We start from the raw sequence: 17,472 nt of genomic DNA, 5'->3' as shown, positions 1-17,472 counted from the left end.
GTTCAGACAGCCTTTCAATCAATCCAAGCAACAATAAATACCGCATAAAGCAAAATCCCCTGCGATTGCAGGGGATTTTTATATTTGGTTGCGGGAGCAGGATTCGAACCTACGACCTTCGGGTTATGAGCCCGACGAGCTACCATGCTGCTCCATCCCGCGTCAGAAGTTGTAACTATACGGAAAGACGGAGTCGCTGTCAAGCGTTTTTGACAGAAAATGCGAAAAACGCCGCTTTACAAAAAACCATCCGCATGGTTTAATTTTCGTTAATAAAGAAACAGGGGTGCTGCTTTCAAACCAAGCGGCTGAGAAATACCCTTTACACCCGAACAGGATAATACCTGCGTGGGGAGTTTCGGCAAATGTGATTTTAAACGGTTGATTGAAAATATCCACAAGGCCGTCTGAAAAAAGCAATGCTCCTGTTTCCTTTCATAACCGAGAAACAGGAGCAATTTTTTTATGACTACCACTAAAAAAACCGGCGATGAGGCGCGCCGTCTTTCCGACTTGAGCGAAGACATCGGCATCCGCTTCCAATATCCCAATTCCGACCGCGTCTATATCCCAGGCAGCCGCGCCGACATCCGCGTGCCTTTGCGCGAAATCCGTCAGGACGACACCTACACGGCGCAAGGTACGGAAGCCAATCCACCAATTCCGGTGTACGACACCAGCGGCGCATACGGCGATCCGGCAGCACACATCGACTTGAAACAAGGCCTGCCGCACGTCCGCACCGCATGGCTGGAGGAACGCGGCGATACCGAAATCCTGCCCAAGCTTTCCAGCGAATACGGCACCGAACGCGCACATGATCCGAAAACCGCCCATCTTCGCTTCAATCAAATCACCCGTCCGCGCCGCGCCAAAGCAGGCCGAAATGTAACCCAGCTCCACTACGCCCGCCAAGGCATCATTACGCCGGAAATGGAGTTTGTCGCCATACGCGAACGCATGAAGCTGGACGAGCTTTTCAGACGGCCTGAATACGCCAAGCTCTTGAAACAACACGCAGGGCAAAGTTTCGGCGCGAATATCCCAACCCATCCCGACCAAATCACGCCCGAATTTGTACGCCAAGAAATCGCCGCCGGACGCGCGATTATCCCTGCCAACATCAACCACCCCGAACTCGAACCGATGATTATCGGCCGCAACTTCCGCGTCAAGATCAACGGCAACTTGGGCAACTCCGCCGTAACCTCCAGCCTGACCGAAGAGGTCGAAAAAATGGTATGGTCGCTGCGTTGGGGCGCGGACACGATTATGGACTTATCCACAGGCGCGCACATCCACGAAACGCGCGAATGGATTATCCGCAACGCGCCCGTCCCCATCGGCACCGTGCCGATTTACCAGGCTTTGGAAAAAACCGGCGGCATCGCCGAAGACCTGACTTGGGATTTGGTGCGCGACACCTTAATCGAGCAGGCAGAACAAGGCGTGGACTATTTCACCCTGCACGCAGGCGTATTGTTGCGCTATGTACCGATGACCGCCAACCGCCTGACCGGCATCGTATCGCGCGGCGGCTCCATCATGGCGAAATGGTGCCTTGCCCATCATCAGGAAAATTTCCTCTACACGCATTTCGACGAAATCTGCGAAATCATGAAAGCCTACGACGTCTCGTTCAGCCTCGGCGACGGACTGCGCCCCGGCTGCATTGCCGATGCCAACGACGAATCCCAATTCGCCGAATTGCACACCTTGGGCGAATTGACCGCCAAAGCGTGGGAACACGACGTCCAAGTCATGATTGAAGGCCCAGGCCATGTACCGCTGCAACGCGTAAAAGAAAACATGACCGAAGAGCTGCAACATTGTTTTGAAGCGCCTTTCTACACCCTCGGCCCGCTCGTTACCGACATCGCCCCCGGCTACGACCACATCACCTCGGGCATAGGCGCGACCAATATCGGCTGGTACGGCACAGCCATGCTCTGCTACGTGACCCCGAAAGAGCATCTCGGCCTGCCCGACAAAGAAGACGTGCGCACCGGCATCATCACCTACAAACTCGCCGCCCACGCCGCCGACCTCGCCAAAGGCTGGCCAGGCGCACAGTTGCGCGACAACGCTCTGAGCAAAGCGCGTTTCGAATTCCGCTGGCGCGACCAATTCCGCCTCAGCCTCGACCCCGAACGCGCCGAGAGCTTCCACGACGAAACCCTGCCCGCCGAAGGCGCAAAAATCGCCCACTTCTGCTCGATGTGCGGCCCCAAATTCTGCTCGATGAAAATCACGCAGGAAGTGCGCGATTACGCCGACAAGCAAAAAGCCCAGCAGCAAGGCATGGAAGAAAAAGCGATTGAGTTCGTCAAAAAAGGAGCGAAGCTTTACAGTTAAAACATAAAACGAAAAAGGCCGTCTGAAAATGTTTCAGACGGCCTTGACTATTCCTTATTGCTTCTTCAATACATTTTATACACAACCTTGATTCATCTTGTTTTCAAACAGCAAAAACCAAGCAATTGCCGGCTTCTTTCGAAATTTAAAGGCGTTTTGGAGCAAATCCGATAGTGCATTCATAAAAAAGGTCGTCTGAAAATCTGCTTGGGCTTTTCAGACGACCTTTTGTTAGGTTTGATTTATCTCTCTTACCTGAGACGTTTTTTAAAATTCGGTCAGCATAGAAGCATTGACAATGACAAAATATTAATACTATGCTGAAAGCCTTATTCACTAGCGGATATTTCATGCAAACAACACATCCGAACCCATCCCTCCGTCTCAATATCATCGGCACAGGCAAAGGACTGCCTTCTCGGTTGGTCCCTTCCACCGAAATCGATGCCCTGCTCGGCATCAAAGAAGGTCGTACTGAAAAACTCAGTGGCTTGACGCAACGCTACTTTCTGGCGGAAGGCGAATCTGCCGATGCCATGCAGCTTAAAGCCGCACAAAATGCGTTGACGGCGGCAGGCATCACGATTGACGATGTGGACTGCATCATCAACGCTTCGGGTATCGACCGTCAATGCATTCCCTTCAACGCCGCGCATACCCTGCGCCTGCTGAATCCCACCCGCCCGATTGCCGCATTCGACGTCAACATGACCTGTTTGTCGTTTTTACGCAGCTTAGATTTGGCGGATTCTCTGTTACACAAATATCCCACCATTTTATTGATCAGTTGCGACGTCGCCTCCGTTGGTTTGGATTGGAACGATTTTCACAGTTCGACCATTTTCGGCGACGGCGCGGCAGCGGCTGTTATTAGGTCGTCTGAATGCGGCGGCGTGTTGGCCAGCAAATTCGAGGTGCATCCCGAAGGCTATGAATTCTGCACTATCCCTGCTGGCGGCTATGAAAACCATCCGTCCAAACATCCAGAAAACTATGTCTCCCAAGCCTATTTCCACATGAACGGCAAAAAGCTCTACAAGCTTGCCGCCGAAGCCATACCCGGCTTCTTGGACGAGGTTTTAGCGCAGGCAGATTTGACGTTGGCAGACATAGACTGGATCGTTCCGCATCAGGCAAGCCGCGGCGCTTTGCAACACATCATCAGTCGTCTGAAACTCGACCCTGCCAAAATCGTCGATATTTTCAACACCCACGGCAACCAAATCTCCGCTTCCATCCCCTCTGCGCTGCACCACCTGATGACCGACTTCCCCGTCCGCTCGGGCGATAAAGTTTTGCTGTTCGGCACATCCGCAGGCGTCGGTTTGGGTGCGCTGATTTGGGAAAAACCATGAAAAAAGCCATCGTCACCGGCGCTACCGGCGGACTCGGGCGCAACCTCGTGCAGACGCTGCTTTCCCAAGGCTGGCAAGTAGCCGCCTGCGGGCGTAATGCTGAAATCGGTAAAATGCTGAAGACAGAATTTCACGCCTTCGATTTGTCCGACCGCAATCAGACACTAAATGCGTTTTCCGAAGTTGATATCGTGTTCCATTGCGCTGCACTGTCTTCGCCGTGGGGGCGATACGAAGATTTCTACCGCGCCAACGTGACCGCCACGCAAAACGTCTTGACCGCGGTACGGCACCACCGCATCGGCAAGCTGATACACGTTTCCACGCCCAGCATATATTTCGATTACCTCGACCAGCATAAAGTCCCCGAAACCTTCGTCAGTCGACACTTCGTCAACGACTACGCCTACACCAAATTCCTTGCCGAACAAGAAGTCTCCGCCGCTACCGACATCTCTAGTGTCATCATCCGTCCGCGTGGCATTTTCGGCGAATACGACACAGCAGTCCTGCCGCGCCTGCTCAAAATTTCCGAAAAAGGCTTTCTGCCACTGATTCGACGCAGCGGACGCGAAGCAGGCGGCGCATTAGTGGACGTTATCTACGTCGGCAACGTCGTTCACGCGCTGATGCTGGCAGCTGAAGCCGATGTCCCCCGAGCCATGCCGTTCAATATCACCAACGGTGAGCCGCAAACCATTGCCACACTCTACCGGCAAATCATCGACACCCTGCATCTCGGATGCCGTCTGAAACCCGTCTCCTACCGCCTGATTGACAGCATTGCCCGCATCTTGGAAACACAGGCGCGGCTGACCCGTTCTTTTCGCGAACCCCTCGTTACCCGTTACAGCATAGGCACAATTTCCTTCGACCAAACTCTAGACATCAGCCGCGCCCGTTCGCTGCTCGGCTACGAACCCCAAATCAGCGTTGCCGACGGACTGCGGCAATACGCCCGCTCCTTGAAAGGCTGAATCCATGGACATCCGTTTCTACCACACCGGCTACTGCACCCATCCCGAATGTATGGTCGAACGGGGCGGCAGCCTACGCAAAGCTGCCTTTCCCGCGATGACCGCCCACATCACCCACCAAGGCGGCAACCTGCTTTTCGACACCGGCTACGCACCCCGCTTTTTCCAAGCCTGCCGCCGATTTCCCGAGAAGTTTTACGCACTGACCACACCCGTCACCCTCAGCCAACCGACCATACGCGAACGTTTGGGTGATGCCGCGCACGACATCAACCAAATCTTCCTGTCCCACCTTCACGCCGACCATATTGCCGGACTCAAAGACTTCCCCGACACAGAAATCATTCTCTCCCGCGCCGCCTATGACTTTGTTTACCGCACTGACAAGCCCGAAAGCCTGACCAACCGCATCATCGAAGTCAAACAAGGCTTCCTGCGCGAGCTGTTGCCCCAAGATTTACCACAACGCGCCCGCTTTATCGAAGATCTGCCCGAAGTCCGCCTTGAGGAAGCGTTTTACCCCTTTGAACAAGGCTACCGCATCAGTGCAGACCTGATTGCCGTCGCCCTGCCCGGCCATGCCGCCGGACAATACGGACTGATAGCCGGAGAATTTTTCCTGATTGCCGACGCCGTTTGGCGGTTTGCGACCATCAGCCACAACCGCCGCCCAAACCCGCTGACCGGTCTGATCGCGCAAAACCGCTCCGCCGTCCAAGCCACCATAGACCGCCTGCAACACCTCCACCGCCGCAACCGCGAAATCATCCTCGTTCCCAGCCATTGCGAACCCACCTTGCGCCGTTTGGGTATGGAAGGTTTGGATTAAAACCGGCCGTCTGAAACACGCCGAACAAAGCCTCTCAACCGCCCCAAAGAACACACCATGAAACCTTCAAAATGGCAAATCCTCAAATCCTTCTTCAACACCCAAAATTACACAGAACGCTCCGCCCTTGAAGCACACCAGCAAAAACAGCTCGACCGCCTTTTGAATAACCACAACAGCCGCTTCTACCCGCACAGAGCCAAGCTGCAAGACTACCCCGTTATCAACAAACGCATCTTCATGCAGCATTTCGTCGATATCAACGCCTACGGCATCAGCGAAAAAGATGCCCTCTCCGTCGCCCTCAAAGCCGAAGAAAGCCGCGACTTCAGCCCCGTTTTTCAGACGACCTCAGGCAAAGAAATCACTGTCGGACTTTCCTCCGGCACCAGCGGCAACAGGGGCATTTTCCTCGTTTCCCCCGAAGAATCCGCCCTGTGGGCAGGCTATATGCTCAAACGCATGCTGCCCCGCCCCTACCTCGCCCGCCACAGCATCGCCTTCTTCCTGCGCGCCAACAGCAATCTCTATACCGCCGTCAAAAGCCCGCTGATACGCTTCGAGTTTTACGACCTGCTCGAAGCCTTGGACGCGCACATCCCAAGGCTCAACGCGCAAAAGCCCACCATCCTCATCGCCCCCGCCCAAGTATTGCAGCAGCTTGCCCAACACCCCGACCTCGCCATACACCCCAAAAAAATCATCTCCGTAGCCGAAGTCTTGGAGCCGCAAGTCAAAACCCGCATCGAACAACGCTTCGGCACGCCGGTTCACCAAATCTACCAATGCACCGAAGGCTTCCTCGCCCACACCTGCGCCCACGGCAACCTGCATCTGAACGAAGACATGGTCTATATCGAAAAAGACTGGATAGACCGCGAAAGCGGCCGCTTCGCCCCCGTCATTACCGACTTCAACCGCAAAAGCCAACCCGTCATCCGCTACCGCCTCGACGACGTTTTGATTGCCAACGACGCACCCTGCCCCTGTGGCAGCGCATTCGCCCGAATCAGCGCCATAGAAGGACGCTGCGACGACATCCTCGACGCACGCACGACAGGCGGCGAACCTTACGCCCTCTACGCCGACTTCATCCGCCGCGCCATGATTTCAGACGACCTCATCCAAGAATACCGCGTCGAACAACACGGCAAAGCCCTGCACATTTTCCTCGCGCCCGACACAGAGCAAACCCGCGCTGCCGCCACACGCAACCTGGACCGCCTGTGGCAGACGCTGCAACTTCGCCCCTTTGATTACGTTTTCCAGCCGGAACAAACCCGCCCCCTGCACCAAAAACGCCGGCGCGTGACGAAAATTTCCCCGTATAGCGAAAATCCATAATCGTTTAAATCCTTATCCTTCAAACTAAAGACAAAAAAGGTCGTCTGAAAAAATTTCAGACGACCCTTCCAGTAAAAAGAAAAACGCCATACCCGACCTTACCTTCCTATAGTGGATTAAATTTAAATCAGGACAAGGCGACGAAGCCGCAGACAGTACAGATAGTACGGCAAGGCGAGGCAACGCCGTACTGGTTTAAATTTAATCCACTATACTTTCCGTAATACCTGTCATGTTAAACTTGCAGTAACGCCCAACACTCTTTCAGACGACCTAAACCTTATGCGCCACCTTATCCCCCTCTTCTTCCTGTCATTTCCGTTAGCAGCCTATGCAGGCGGTGATTTTTCAAAAGCCCAAGTCCTCAGTATTGTAGGCAGCCACGGTTACTATCGAATTTCCGTCCGCCAAATAGAACGCCCAATTTATAACGATGGATGTACGACATACAATATCCGTATTACCCCTCCTAGAAAAACCTTTTGGGATCTGTTTGGTCTGGGACGATCCGACGACCATCCCACCGCCGAACAAACACAAGCTGCTGCCGCAGTGTTAAAACAGTATGCTGCCAATCAGCAACCGCTAGAAATCGGCTATTTGGGCGGCGGACTGTATCCCGATCCTCGACAAAAATGCCTTTATCACGGTACTGGGATGAGGTTTGATGCACCGGACTATTTAGCCGTACGCCAAGACGGACGCCTGAATCTATATCCTTATCTGACCAAACCATAAATACATCCCCGCCACAAAGTAAAAGGCCCTTGAAATCAAAATCCAAGGGCCTTTTTATTAGTGGATTATCTTCAAAGCAGGCAATGACTTAAATCAATTTCCTTATTTTTCCACTCTGCGGAAATGGTGCGGACGAAAACCGAGTGCGGCGAGAGAAACGAAGTAGAGGCCGCCGCCCAAGGCAATCAGAACACAGAGTTGGCCGGCCCTTTTAAAACCGCCGACGTGTACCCATTCAAACGGCAGATAATATTGAGCCAGCCACAAACCGCCGCCCATGATGACCAAAGAGATGGTTATCTTAACCAAGAACACCGGCCAACCTTTGCGGGGATGATAGATGCCGTGTTTGCGTAAGAGGTAAAACAGCAAACCTGCGTTCAGACACGAACCCAAACCGATGGAGAGGGACAGACCGACGTGTTTGAGTGGCGAAATAAAGGCGAGGTTCATCAACTGCGTGCAAATCAGCGTGAAAATGGCAATCTTAACGGGAGTTTTGATATTTTGGCGCGCGTAGAAACCGGGTGCCAACACTTTAATCATAATCATCCCGATCAAGCCGAGGGAGTAGGCAACGAGCGCCTGTTCAGTCATTTGTGCGGAGTACAGCGTAAACTCACGGTACATAAACAAGGTCGCGACCAGAGGGAAAGCCAACACGGCAAGACCGACTGCGGCAGGCAGCGCCAGCAACATACACAGGCGCAAACCCCAGTCGAGCAGGTCAGAAAACTGTTCGGTATCCTGACTGGTAGCGTATTTGGACAAGGTAGGCAGCAAGATCGTGCCGAGTGCCACACCCAAAACGCCGGTCGGCAATTCCATCAGTCGGTCGGCAAAATATATCCACGATACACTGCCGGACTGCAAAAACGAGGCGAAGATGGTATTGATGAATAAGGAAATCTGCGCCACGCTCACGCTCAAAATTGCCGGAGCCATCTGTTTCAGTACGCGGTTGACCGCCGCATCTTTAAAGCTGAGTTTGGGCATTTTCAAGAAGCCCAGTTTCGCCAACCAAGGCAGTTGGAACACCAGCTGCAACACGCCGCCGACAAATACTGCCCACGCCAAAGCCATTATGGGCGGATTGAAATACGGCACGAAGAACAGGGAAAAGACGATAAAGGAAATATTCAAAAAAGTCGGCGTAAAAGCGGGGATACCGAATTTATGATAGGAATTAAGGATCGAGCCGACAAAAGAGGATAGTGAAATCAACAAAATATAAGGAAATACAACCCGTAGCAGGTCGATGGAAAGCTGAACCTTATCAGGTTCGTTGATAAAACCAGGGGCGTTAGCAACAATCACCCACGGTGCGGCGAGTATGCCCAGAGCGGTAACGATGACCAACACAAACGACAGCATACCGGCCACATGACGCACAAACTCCTGCGTGGCTTCGGGTGAGCGGGTTTCTTTGTATTCCGCCAAAATCGGTACGAAGGCTTGGGCAAATGCGCCCTCTGCAAAAATACGTCGCAACAAGTTGGGTAGTTTAAACGCGACAAAAAACGCATCCGTCGCCGTACCTGCTCCAAACGTACGGGCAATAATCGTATCGCGTACAAAACCCAAAATGCGCGACACCATCGTCAGGCTGCCAACCTTGGCCAAGGCTCCCAATAAATTCATGTATTTTCCTTACTTGTCTTTCAGGCCGTCTGAAAATCCGGCTTCTTCCAATACTGCCGCCGCCGCCAATGCCGCCGTATCTTTCTTCAACAGCAGATGCAAGGCGTGGAAATCTTGTTCCAATGCGGCCACGGCTTCAGGGCGGTCATACCAGTCTGCCACGGCCTGCGCCAGTTTTTCAGGGACGGCATCGTGTTGCAGCAGCTCGGGAACGGCGGCTTTACCCAACAAAATATTGGGCAAACCGACATGCGGCACTTTGATTTTGTTTTTCACATACGCATAAGTCAGCGGCGAAATTTTGTAGCTGATGACCATAGGCCGCTTGCACAAGGCCACTTCCAAAGTCGCCGTACCGCTGGTGACCAATACCACATCGGCAGCGGTGCAAACCGTATCCGACTGCTTGTCGGTCAACGTAATAGGAAGGACTGCGAACTCAGGCTGTGCCAAAATTTCGCTAATGCGTTTGCGCGTTGCAGCCGTTGCCACCGGCAGCAAAAACTGTGACTGCGGGTAACGTTTCAGCAGCAATAAGGCCGTCTGAAAAAACACCGCCGCCATGTAATCAATTTCGCTCACACGGCTGCCGGGCAATATGGCAAACACGGGTACGTCCTCAGGCACACCCAGCTTCTGCCGTGCCGCCGCCCTATCCGCTTCCACCGGCATGGTTTGCGCCATCGGATGGCCTACAAACTCAGCCTTGCCTCCGGCATCGATATATAGTTGTGGCTCCATCGGAAACAGGCACAACACTCGGTTGACCTGATGCACGATTTTATTGACCCGTTCGCGCCGCCACGCCCAAACCGACGGGCTGACGTAATGAATGGTATGAATGCCTGCCTGCTTGAGTTTTTCCGCCACGCCGAGATTAAAGTCCGGCGCATCGATGCCGATAAACACATCCGGCTTGAGGCGGATTAAATCATTCACCAGCCCTTTGCGGATTTTCAAAATCTGGGGCAGGCGTTTGATGACCTCAACAAAACCGCGCACCGCCAGCTTTTCCTGATCGTACAAACTCTCGAAACCCTCCGCCTTCATGCGCTCGCCGCCGATGCCGGTAAACCGCGCGTTCGGGCAACGCGCCTTAATGGCACGGATTAAGTGTGCACCGAGCAAGTCGCCGGAAGCTTCGCCGACGCTGATGGCGATAAGGGGGGAAGGATTGGGGTTCATGTTGTTGAGGTTCGGAAGCTAAAAGATTTTGTGGCGGACATTTGCCCGCCCGTTTTCAGACGGCATCGGCAGCAAACGGACAGGAAACCTGCCCTACCGCGCCAATTTTTGCAATCCAAAGGCCGTCTGAAAAAGTTTCAGACGGCCTTCAATCCATCAATCAACGGATAATGCCGCGTGTGGATTGTGCAAAAAAGTCTTTAAATACCGCCAATTCGCTTTGGGTTTCGGCGCGTTTCAGAATGTCTGCCTTGGCCTCTTCAAACGGAATGCCGCGATGGTAAATGGTTTTATACACATCTTTGACGGAGGCAATCTGTTCGGCCGTGAAACCGTTGCGGCGCATACCTTCGCTGTTGAGGCCGGCCGGTTCGGCGCGGTAGCCAGCAGCCATAAAGTACGGCGGTACGTCTTTGTGTACGCCGGCGGCAAACGCGGTCATGGCGTAGTCGCCGATTTGGCAGAACTGGAACACCAGCGTGTAGCCGCCCAAGACAACGTAGTCGCCGATGGTCACATGACCTGCGAGTGAGGCGTTGTTGGCGAAGATGGTATGGTTGCCGACCACGCAGTCATGGGCGAGGTGGCAGTAGGCCATAATCCAGTTGTCGTCGCCGATACGGGTTTCGCCGATGCCGGTAACCGTACCGAGGTTGAACGTCGTAAATTCGCGGATGGTGTTGCCGTTGCCGATAATCAGCTTAGTCGGCTCGTCGCGGTATTTTTTGTCCTGCGGAATCTCGCCGAGGCTGGCAAATTGGAAAATGCGGTTGTTCTCACCGATGGTCGTATGGCCGTTGATGACGACGTGCGGACCGATTTCGGTATTCGCACCGATTTGCACATTGGGGCCGATGATGCTGTATGGGCCGACTTTAACGCTGGAGTCGAGTTCGGCTTTAGGGTCGATGACGGCGGTCGGATGGATAAGGGTCATACTGTCTCCTTGCTGTCTGATACAGGTTGCCGTCTGAACGTTTAGACGGCCTGTCCCATTCTTACACCACGCGTTTGGCGCACATAATCACGGCTTCAACGGCAACTTGGCCGTCGACTTTGGCAACGGCGTTGAATTTGCCGATACCGCGTTTGTTGGTCAGCAGCTCAACTTCAAAAACCAGTTGGTCGCCGGGGATGACTTGGCGTTTGAAACGGGCGTCGTCGATACCGGCGAAGAAGAAGAATTCGTTTTCTTTGCGGCCGCCTTCGCTGAGGATGGCGAGTGTGCCGCACGCTTGCGCCATGGCTTCGATAATCAACACGCCGGGCATCACGGGCAGGTCGGGAAAGTGGCCTTGGAACTGCGGCTCGTTCATGGTGACGTTTTTAATCGCAGTCAGGGTTTTCATCGGTTCGAACGCAGTAATGCGGTCGAGTTGCAAAAACGGATAACGGTGTGGGATAAGTTTTTGAATGTCTTTGGCTTCGATCGGGAGTTGTACGTCCATGATGTTCGTCTTTCCTTGTTTGTATTGGGTTTAAACGTATTTGGATGCGGGGCGCGGACTGTTTGCGCCGCCTTTAGGCTTCGTCGCTGTCGGCAAGCTGTTTTTCCAGCGTTTTGAGGCGTTTGTTCATTTCGCTCAAACGGTGGATATAAACGGCATTGCGCGCCCAGTCTTTGTAGCCTGACATCGGGAAAATACCGGCCAGATGCTGGCCGCTTTCGGTAATGCTGTGGGTAACGGATGTACCGCCGCCGATGGTGGTTTTATCTGCGATTTCGATGTGTCCGACCGTGCCGACGCCGCCGCCGATAATGCAATAATTGCCGATGGTGACGCTGCCGGAAATACCGGTTTTGGCGGCGATAACGGTGTGCGCACCGATTTTGCAGTTGTGGCCGATTTGGACTTGGTTGTCGATTTTGGTGCCGTTGCCGACGGTCGTGTCGCTCATTGCGCCACGGTCGATATTGGTGTTCGAACCGATTTCCACATCATCGCCCAGCATGACTGCGCCGGTTTGCGGAATTTTAAACCATGAATCGCCGGCAAAGGCTAAGCCGAAACCGTCCGCGCCGATGACGGCGCCGCTGTGGATTTCGACACGGTTGCCCAAAGTGCAGCCGTAATAGATGACGGAGTTGGGATGCAACACGACTTCATCGCCCAACGTGCAATCGTGTTGAACAACGGCATTGGCCAAAATACGGCAGCCTTCGCCCAATACGGTATTCGCGCCGATATAGGCATTCGCGCCGATTTCGCAGCTTGCCGGCACTTTGGCGCTGGCCTCGACAACGGCAGTCGGATGTACGCCGCCCTGCGCTTTGACAATCGGCGAGAACAATCGTGCCACTTTGGCAAAATAAAGATAAGGGTCGGCAGCCACAATCAGGTTGCGGCCTGCAAATTCGTCTGCGGCTTTCGGCGACACAATCACTGCGCCTGCCTGACTGTCGTGCACTTCGGCTTTGTATTTCGGGTTGGCCAAAAAGCTGATGTGTTCCGCCTGCGCCTGATCCAACGGACGGACGGCGGTAATGGCGATGTCTTCGCCTTTCCATTCGCCGCCGAGTTGGGAAACGATTTGGGACAGGGTGTATGCTTGTGAAGTCATGATAATCTGCCGTCAAGATGTCAGGCCGTCTGAAAGATGCCGGTTTGGGCTTCAGACGGCCTTAGGTTTGTCTGTATGGTTACATTCGCTGCCGAGCAGGGTCAGTGAGCATTTAGGGCTTTGATAACGCTGTCAGTAATGTCGTAGCGGCCGTTGACGTAAATCACGTCCTGCAAGATGAAGTCGTAACCTTCGCGCTTGGCCAAATCGACGATGACGCGGTTGGCATTTTGCTGGAGCGCGGCGAATTCTTCATTGCGGCGCAGATTGTAGTCTTCTGCCAACTCGGCCTGCTCCTTACGGAATTTCTGTACCAGATTACGCCACTTTTGGGTTTCCGCTTCCCTTTGGCTGTCGCTGAGCTTGTCGCCGCTCAGTTTTCGCTCCAAAGCCTCGCCTTCCTGTTGCAACTTTTGCAAGGCGGTTTGACGGCTTTTGAACTCTTTTTCCAAAGTCATCTGAATGCTTTGCGCCTGCTTGGATTCCTGATAAACGCGCTCGGTATTGATAAAACCGATTTTCTGCACGCCATCCGCCGCCGCTTGCGGCAACAGCACGAAACCCGGCAGGGCTACGGCGAGGACACGGAGGGTGTCGGCTATTTTACTCATGATAAAAATCCTTGCTTGAAAACAAACGGGCGGTTTGCAATAAGCTTGCCGCCAATCTGCCATGAGGCCGTCTGAAACGGACAAACCCGGTTTCAGACGGCCTAAACATCATCAGAATGTCGTACCGAGTTGGAATTGGAAGCGTTGGATTTCGTCGCCTTCTTTTTTCTTAATCGGATAAGCATAACTGAACTTCATCGGACCCAGCGGAGAGAGCCAGGTCACGGCAGCACCGGCAGAGTAACGCAATTCGTTTTTGAATGTCGATTTGTGCGTTTTGCCTACGCCATACACGTTTTGGAGCGCGTGATTGGTGTAATAAGTATTGCTGCTGCCGTCATTGTAGGTTTTGTCATCCCACACGCTGCCCGCATCGGCAAACAGGCTCAGACGGACGGTACGCGAGTCTTTAATGCCCGGCATCGGGAAGAGCAACTCTGCGGAAACATTGGCTTTTTTGTTACCACCGTAGCTGATTTTCTCGCCGTATTCGTCATAAACTTTCGGGCCCAGCGTACCGCTTTCAAAGCCGCGGACAGAGCCTAAGCCGCCGCCGTAGAAGTTTTCAAAGAACGGCATGGTTTTGGTTTTGCCGTAGCCGTTGCCATAACCGACTTCGCCACCCAGCATCAGCGTGAAATCTTTGCTCAACGGGAAGAACCAAGTTTGGTTGTGGGTCAGGGTGTAGTATTGCAGGTCGCTGCCCGGCAAGGCGATTTCGCCGTTTACGCCAGTCAGGTAACCGCGGGTCGGCCACAAGGCATTGTCGGTTTTGTTGCGGCCCCAGCCGATGGTACCTTTGTACAACCAGCCTTTGAAGTTACCTACGCCGCTGCCGTCGCCTTTACCATATTGGTTGATAAAGTCGGCATAGCGTTTAGGCGCGCCTTTGTAGGTGTTCACGGTCAGACGCTCTGCGGCCAAACCGAAGTTCACACGGTCATATTCGGTAACTGGAATACCAATACGCAAACCGCCGCCGAAAGTCGTGGTTTTATATTGTTTCGCGCTGGAAGAAGCTTTACGTGGGTCGTAAGTCTTGCCGTAAAGGTCGTAGCCCAAGCTTACGCCATCAGGTGTGAAGTATGGGTCGGTAAACGACAACGAGCCGTTTACTGTGGTTTTACTGCGGGAAGCACGCAGGGCAACTGATTTACCCGTACCGAACAGGTTGTCTTGAGCCACGCCGGCAGACATCACCAAACCGGTATCCTGAACCCAACCTGCGCTCAAGTCGAGCGAGCCGGTAGAACGTTCGGTCAGACTCATGTTCAGGTCAACTTGGTCAGGGGTATTGGCCACAGGAACTGCATCAAATTGAACGTTGTCGAAGTAGCCCAACAACTCAACGCGCTCTTTAGAACGTTGCAGCTTGGCAGAGTCGTAAGGCGCCGATTCCATTTGACGCAACTCACGGCGGATAACTTCGTCACGGGTTTTGTTGTTGCCGGTAATGTTGATTTCGTTCACATAGATTTTGCGGCCCGGTTGAACGGTCAACACAAAATCAACAGTATGCGTTTCGGCATTTGGAATCGGTTGGACATTGATTTCGCTGAATGCGTAACCTGCCTGACCCATGCGGTTTTGGATGGCTTCGAGCGAATTGGACATTTGCGCGCGCTCGTACCATTTGCCCGGCTTCATGGTCAGCAGTTTTTCCAAATCTTCTTTAGGCACTTCCAGCGTATCGCCTTCGATGCGTACATTGCCCCAGCGGAAGCGGTCGCCTTCGCTGACGGTTACTTTAATGGTCTGCTTGGTTTTGTCTTCGTTGGTTTGGATATCGGTATCCAAAATGCGGAAGTTGAAGTAGCCGTTGTTTTGATAGAAATTGGTAATTTTTTCCATGTCCTGAGCAAATTTTTGCTCATTGAACTGGTTGCTCTTCGTGATCCAAGTCCACATGCCGCCTTCACTCAGGGACATTTGTTTCATCAGACGGCGGTCGGAATAAACTTCGTTGCCCTCAAATGAAATATCGGTAATCTTGGTAGATTTGCCCTCTTCGATGGCAATATCGATAGACACGCGGTTGCGGGCAAGTTTGGTTACGGTCGGAGTGATTTGGACAGACTGTTTGCCACGGCTCAAATACTCTTCTTTCAAACCGGCAACGGCTTGGTTCAGCGTTGCTTGGTTGAAGTATTGGGATTGTGCCAAACCAAATGCTTCAAGGTTTTTCTTGATGGCATCGTTTTGCAGCATTTTCGCGCCGGTAATATTGAGCGAGCTGATGGTCGGACGCTCAATCACGGTCAACAGGACTTGATTGTCCATGGTTTCGACGCGTACGTCGTCAAAGAAACCGGTTGCGTAGAGTTTTTTGATGATTTCTTCACTGCGCGCATCATTGAAATTATCACCGACTTTAACGGGCAGGTAGTTGAAGACGGTGCTCGGCTCGGTGCGTTGCAGGCCTTCGACGCGGATGTCCTGAATGGTAAAGTCAGCCAATGCCATTGGCGACAGGCTCAATACCATTAAAGCGGAAGCAATCTGGTTCAGTTTCATAAATTATCCAAACAAACGGTTGATGTCATTAAAGAAAGCCACAGCCATCATCAAAAGCATGGCTGCCAGTCCGAAGCGCAGGCCGGCTGCCTGTATGCGCTCGCTCAAAGGCTTTCCGCGTATCCATTCGGCGGTGTAGAAAACCAAATGTCCGCCGTCTAAAACGGGCACGGGCAAAAGGTTCAACACGCCTAAGCTGATGCTGACCAAGGCCAGAAATTCGAGGTAGCTCTGCAATCCGAGTTTGGCGGATTGTCCGGCGACATCGGCAATGGTCAAGGGGCCGGAAATATGGTTCAAAGAGGCATTGCCTGTAACCAGTTTTCCAAAAAATTTGAGGGTCGTCCACGAATAATTGACGGTTTTGTTCCAACCCAATTCAAAGGCTTGGGCAACGGAAGGCGTATAACGGTAGCGGATGGTTTTATCCCACTCTTTATCCGCCTGGGCGGCAAGCCCTGCTCTACCCACCAGCACGCCTGCCGACTGCTCGACGCTGTCCGGACGGATAGCGGTCGCCAGTATTTTACCGTCGCGCTCGTAAGTCAATTCGATTCGTTTGCCGGGGCTGGAGCGGAAGAGTTCCGTCCATTCCTGCCAGCTTTCGATGGGCTTTCCATCGGCGGTCAGCAGTTTGTCGTTTTCCTTCAAACCTGCTTTTTCGGCCGGACTATTGGCCAAGACTTTGCCGATGCGGTTAGTAATTCTAAAAGGCAAAAGGCCGATGTTGCCTTGGCTTTTCGCAACTTTACCTGCTTCAGGCGTGCCGGCGGCATCAATTATGCGGATGGCTTGGGTATTTGAGGCCGTCTGAACAGCAACTTTTACAGGGCCGGCTTCAAGGTTCAACACCATCTCGGTTTGCGCATCGCTCCAGTCTTTAACGGCGATTCCGTTGACCGATACAATTTTATCGCCTGCCTGAAAACCTGCTTTGGCGGCAATACTGGCAGGCTCGACCATGCCGACATAGGGGCGCAACTCGGTTACGCCGAAGGAAAAGCTCAAACCGTAAAGCAAAACGGCCAAAATCAAATTGGTCAAAGGGCCGGCGGCGACAATGGCGATGCGCTTGGCCGGATGCTGCTTGTCAAAGGCGTACGGCAAATCTGCTTCTGCCACCTCGCCTTCGCGCGTATCGACCATTTTAACGTAACCGCCCAACGGAATCGGGGCAAGACACCACTCGGTATCGCCGCGTTTTCGGGTGAAAAAGGGCTTTCCGAAGCCGACGGAAAAGCGCACGACTTTAACGCCGCACCAGCGGGCAACAATATAGTGTCCGAACTCATGCAGGCTGACCAAAATCAGAATGGCGACGATAAAGGCTAAAAAGGTTTGCAAAAAAATCCCCTGAATGG

At 53.1% G+C, this 17,472-nt stretch carries 14 protein-coding genes, 1 tRNA gene, 1 pseudogene and 1 riboswitch; of the genes and pseudogenes, 7 read left to right on the top strand and 9 right to left on the bottom strand.

The genetic code is table 11. From position 1 onward, the window contains the following. Window positions 1–85 precede the first annotated feature (85 nt). Window positions 86–162: transfer RNA gene (locus tag HMPREF2700_RS03420), tRNA-Met, on the bottom strand. Between the two features lie 110 nt (window positions 163–272). Further along, window positions 273–372, top strand: a riboswitch (TPP riboswitch). Between the two features lie 93 nt (window positions 373–465). Between HMPREF2700_RS03420 and thiC the strand changes: the two genes are divergently transcribed. The 7 genes and pseudogenes from thiC to HMPREF2700_RS03390 all read left to right on the top strand — a co-directional run bounded on the left by thiC (window position 466) and on the right by HMPREF2700_RS03390 (window position 7,598). Beyond that, window positions 466–2,355: a phosphomethylpyrimidine synthase ThiC gene (thiC, locus tag HMPREF2700_RS03415; protein WP_070590094.1), complete on the top strand. Its 1,890-nt coding sequence runs from the start codon at window positions 466–468 to the stop codon at window positions 2,353–2,355. Between the two features lie 350 nt (window positions 2,356–2,705). After that, the gene (locus HMPREF2700_RS03410; protein WP_070590093.1) at window positions 2,706–3,710 is read left to right on the top strand and encodes a 3-oxoacyl-[acyl-carrier-protein] synthase III C-terminal domain-containing protein; all 1,005 of its coding nucleotides are present in this window, start codon (window positions 2,706–2,708) and stop codon (window positions 3,708–3,710) included. Next, complete coding sequence (locus HMPREF2700_RS03405; RefSeq protein ID WP_070590090.1) at window positions 3,707–4,687, top strand: NAD-dependent epimerase/dehydratase family protein; 981 nt, start codon at window positions 3,707–3,709, stop codon at window positions 4,685–4,687. The genes HMPREF2700_RS03410 and HMPREF2700_RS03405 overlap by 4 nt, the downstream gene beginning before the upstream one ends. Before the next feature lie 4 nt (window positions 4,688–4,691). Further along, the gene (locus HMPREF2700_RS03400; RefSeq protein WP_070590087.1) at window positions 4,692–5,516 is read left to right on the top strand and encodes an MBL fold metallo-hydrolase; all 825 of its coding nucleotides are present in this window, start codon (window positions 4,692–4,694) and stop codon (window positions 5,514–5,516) included. A 57-nt stretch (window positions 5,517–5,573) separates the two neighbouring features. Next, the gene (locus tag HMPREF2700_RS03395) at window positions 5,574–6,860 is read left to right on the top strand and encodes a F390 synthetase-related protein (RefSeq protein ID WP_070590084.1); all 1,287 of its coding nucleotides are present in this window, start codon (window positions 5,574–5,576) and stop codon (window positions 6,858–6,860) included. A gap of 107 nt (window positions 6,861–6,967) precedes the next feature. Next, a pseudogene (locus HMPREF2700_RS11885) lies at window positions 6,968–7,075 on the top strand (IS5/IS1182 family transposase); the annotation flags it as partial. 67 nt (window positions 7,076–7,142) lie between these two features. Then, the gene (locus HMPREF2700_RS03390; protein ID WP_070590081.1) at window positions 7,143–7,598 is read left to right on the top strand and encodes a hypothetical protein; all 456 of its coding nucleotides are present in this window, start codon (window positions 7,143–7,145) and stop codon (window positions 7,596–7,598) included. Between the two features lie 102 nt (window positions 7,599–7,700). Here the strand turns inward: HMPREF2700_RS03390 and murJ are convergent, their stop codons facing one another. The 8 genes from murJ to rseP all read right to left on the bottom strand — a co-directional run bounded on the left by murJ (window position 7,701) and on the right by rseP (window position 17,455). Beyond that, a complete protein-coding gene (murJ, locus tag HMPREF2700_RS03385; RefSeq protein WP_070590079.1) occupies window positions 7,701–9,239 on the bottom strand; it encodes a murein biosynthesis integral membrane protein MurJ in 1,539 nt (512 codons plus the stop codon). A 9-nt stretch (window positions 9,240–9,248) separates the two neighbouring features. Continuing rightward, window positions 9,249–10,424 carry a lipid-A-disaccharide synthase gene (gene lpxB, locus HMPREF2700_RS03380; protein WP_070590077.1) on the bottom strand — a complete coding sequence of 392 codons (1,176 nt, stop codon included), beginning with the start codon at window positions 10,422–10,424 and terminating at the stop codon, window positions 9,249–9,251. A gap of 160 nt (window positions 10,425–10,584) precedes the next feature. Then, complete coding sequence (gene lpxA, locus HMPREF2700_RS03375; RefSeq protein ID WP_003681706.1) at window positions 10,585–11,361, bottom strand: acyl-ACP--UDP-N-acetylglucosamine O-acyltransferase; 777 nt, start codon at window positions 11,359–11,361, stop codon at window positions 10,585–10,587. A 61-nt stretch (window positions 11,362–11,422) separates the two neighbouring features. Next, window positions 11,423–11,872, bottom strand: a complete 450-nt coding sequence (gene fabZ / locus HMPREF2700_RS03370; protein WP_003681704.1) for a 3-hydroxyacyl-ACP dehydratase FabZ — start codon at window positions 11,870–11,872, stop codon at window positions 11,423–11,425. A 73-nt stretch (window positions 11,873–11,945) separates the two neighbouring features. Then, a complete protein-coding gene (gene lpxD / locus HMPREF2700_RS03365) occupies window positions 11,946–12,986 on the bottom strand; it encodes a UDP-3-O-(3-hydroxymyristoyl)glucosamine N-acyltransferase (RefSeq protein WP_070590074.1) in 1,041 nt (346 codons plus the stop codon). 101 nt (window positions 12,987–13,087) lie between these two features. Further along, on the bottom strand, window positions 13,088–13,597 hold the full coding sequence (locus HMPREF2700_RS03360; RefSeq protein WP_070590072.1) for an OmpH/Skp family outer membrane protein: 510 nt from the start codon (window positions 13,595–13,597) through the stop codon (window positions 13,088–13,090). A gap of 111 nt (window positions 13,598–13,708) precedes the next feature. Beyond that, entirely contained in the window at window positions 13,709–16,111 is a 2,403-nt protein-coding gene (gene bamA / locus HMPREF2700_RS03355; RefSeq protein ID WP_070590070.1) for an outer membrane protein assembly factor BamA, read from the bottom strand. 3 nt (window positions 16,112–16,114) lie between these two features. Beyond that, a complete protein-coding gene (rseP, locus tag HMPREF2700_RS03350; protein WP_070590067.1) occupies window positions 16,115–17,455 on the bottom strand; it encodes an RIP metalloprotease RseP in 1,341 nt (446 codons plus the stop codon). Between the last annotated feature and the right edge of the window lie 17 nt (window positions 17,456–17,472).

Source organism: Neisseria sp. HMSC068C04 (assembly GCF_001810105.1).
Classification (GTDB): domain Bacteria; phylum Pseudomonadota; class Gammaproteobacteria; order Burkholderiales; family Neisseriaceae; genus Neisseria; species Neisseria flavescens_B.
The sequence above is the reverse complement of the archived record's forward strand: the minus strand, read 5'-3'. Positions and strand labels throughout refer to the sequence as shown.

Coding starts and splice junctions, on each gene's coding strand:
- HMPREF2700_RS03390 (WP_070590081.1), top strand. CDS start 7,143: ATGCGCCACCTTATCCCCCTCTTCTTCCTGTCATTTCCGTTAGCAGCC.
- HMPREF2700_RS03400 (WP_070590087.1), top strand. CDS start 4,692: ATGGACATCCGTTTCTACCACACCGGCTACTGCACCCATCCCGAATGT.
- lpxD (WP_070590074.1), bottom strand. CDS start 12,986: ATGACTTCACAAGCATACACCCTGTCCCAAATCGTTTCCCAACTCGGC.
- murJ (WP_070590079.1), bottom strand. CDS start 9,239: ATGAATTTATTGGGAGCCTTGGCCAAGGTTGGCAGCCTGACGATGGTG.
- HMPREF2700_RS03360 (WP_070590072.1), bottom strand. CDS start 13,597: ATGAGTAAAATAGCCGACACCCTCCGTGTCCTCGCCGTAGCCCTGCCG.
- HMPREF2700_RS03410 (WP_070590093.1), top strand. CDS start 2,706: ATGCAAACAACACATCCGAACCCATCCCTCCGTCTCAATATCATCGGC.
- fabZ (WP_003681704.1), bottom strand. CDS start 11,872: ATGGACGTACAACTCCCGATCGAAGCCAAAGACATTCAAAAACTTATC.
- thiC (WP_070590094.1), top strand. CDS start 466: ATGACTACCACTAAAAAAACCGGCGATGAGGCGCGCCGTCTTTCCGAC.
- bamA (WP_070590070.1), bottom strand. CDS start 16,111: ATGAAACTGAACCAGATTGCTTCCGCTTTAATGGTATTGAGCCTGTCG.
- HMPREF2700_RS03395 (WP_070590084.1), top strand. CDS start 5,574: ATGAAACCTTCAAAATGGCAAATCCTCAAATCCTTCTTCAACACCCAA.
- lpxA (WP_003681706.1), bottom strand. CDS start 11,361: ATGACCCTTATCCATCCGACCGCCGTCATCGACCCTAAAGCCGAACTC.
- HMPREF2700_RS03405 (WP_070590090.1), top strand. CDS start 3,707: ATGAAAAAAGCCATCGTCACCGGCGCTACCGGCGGACTCGGGCGCAAC.
- lpxB (WP_070590077.1), bottom strand. CDS start 10,424: ATGAACCCCAATCCTTCCCCCCTTATCGCCATCAGCGTCGGCGAAGCT.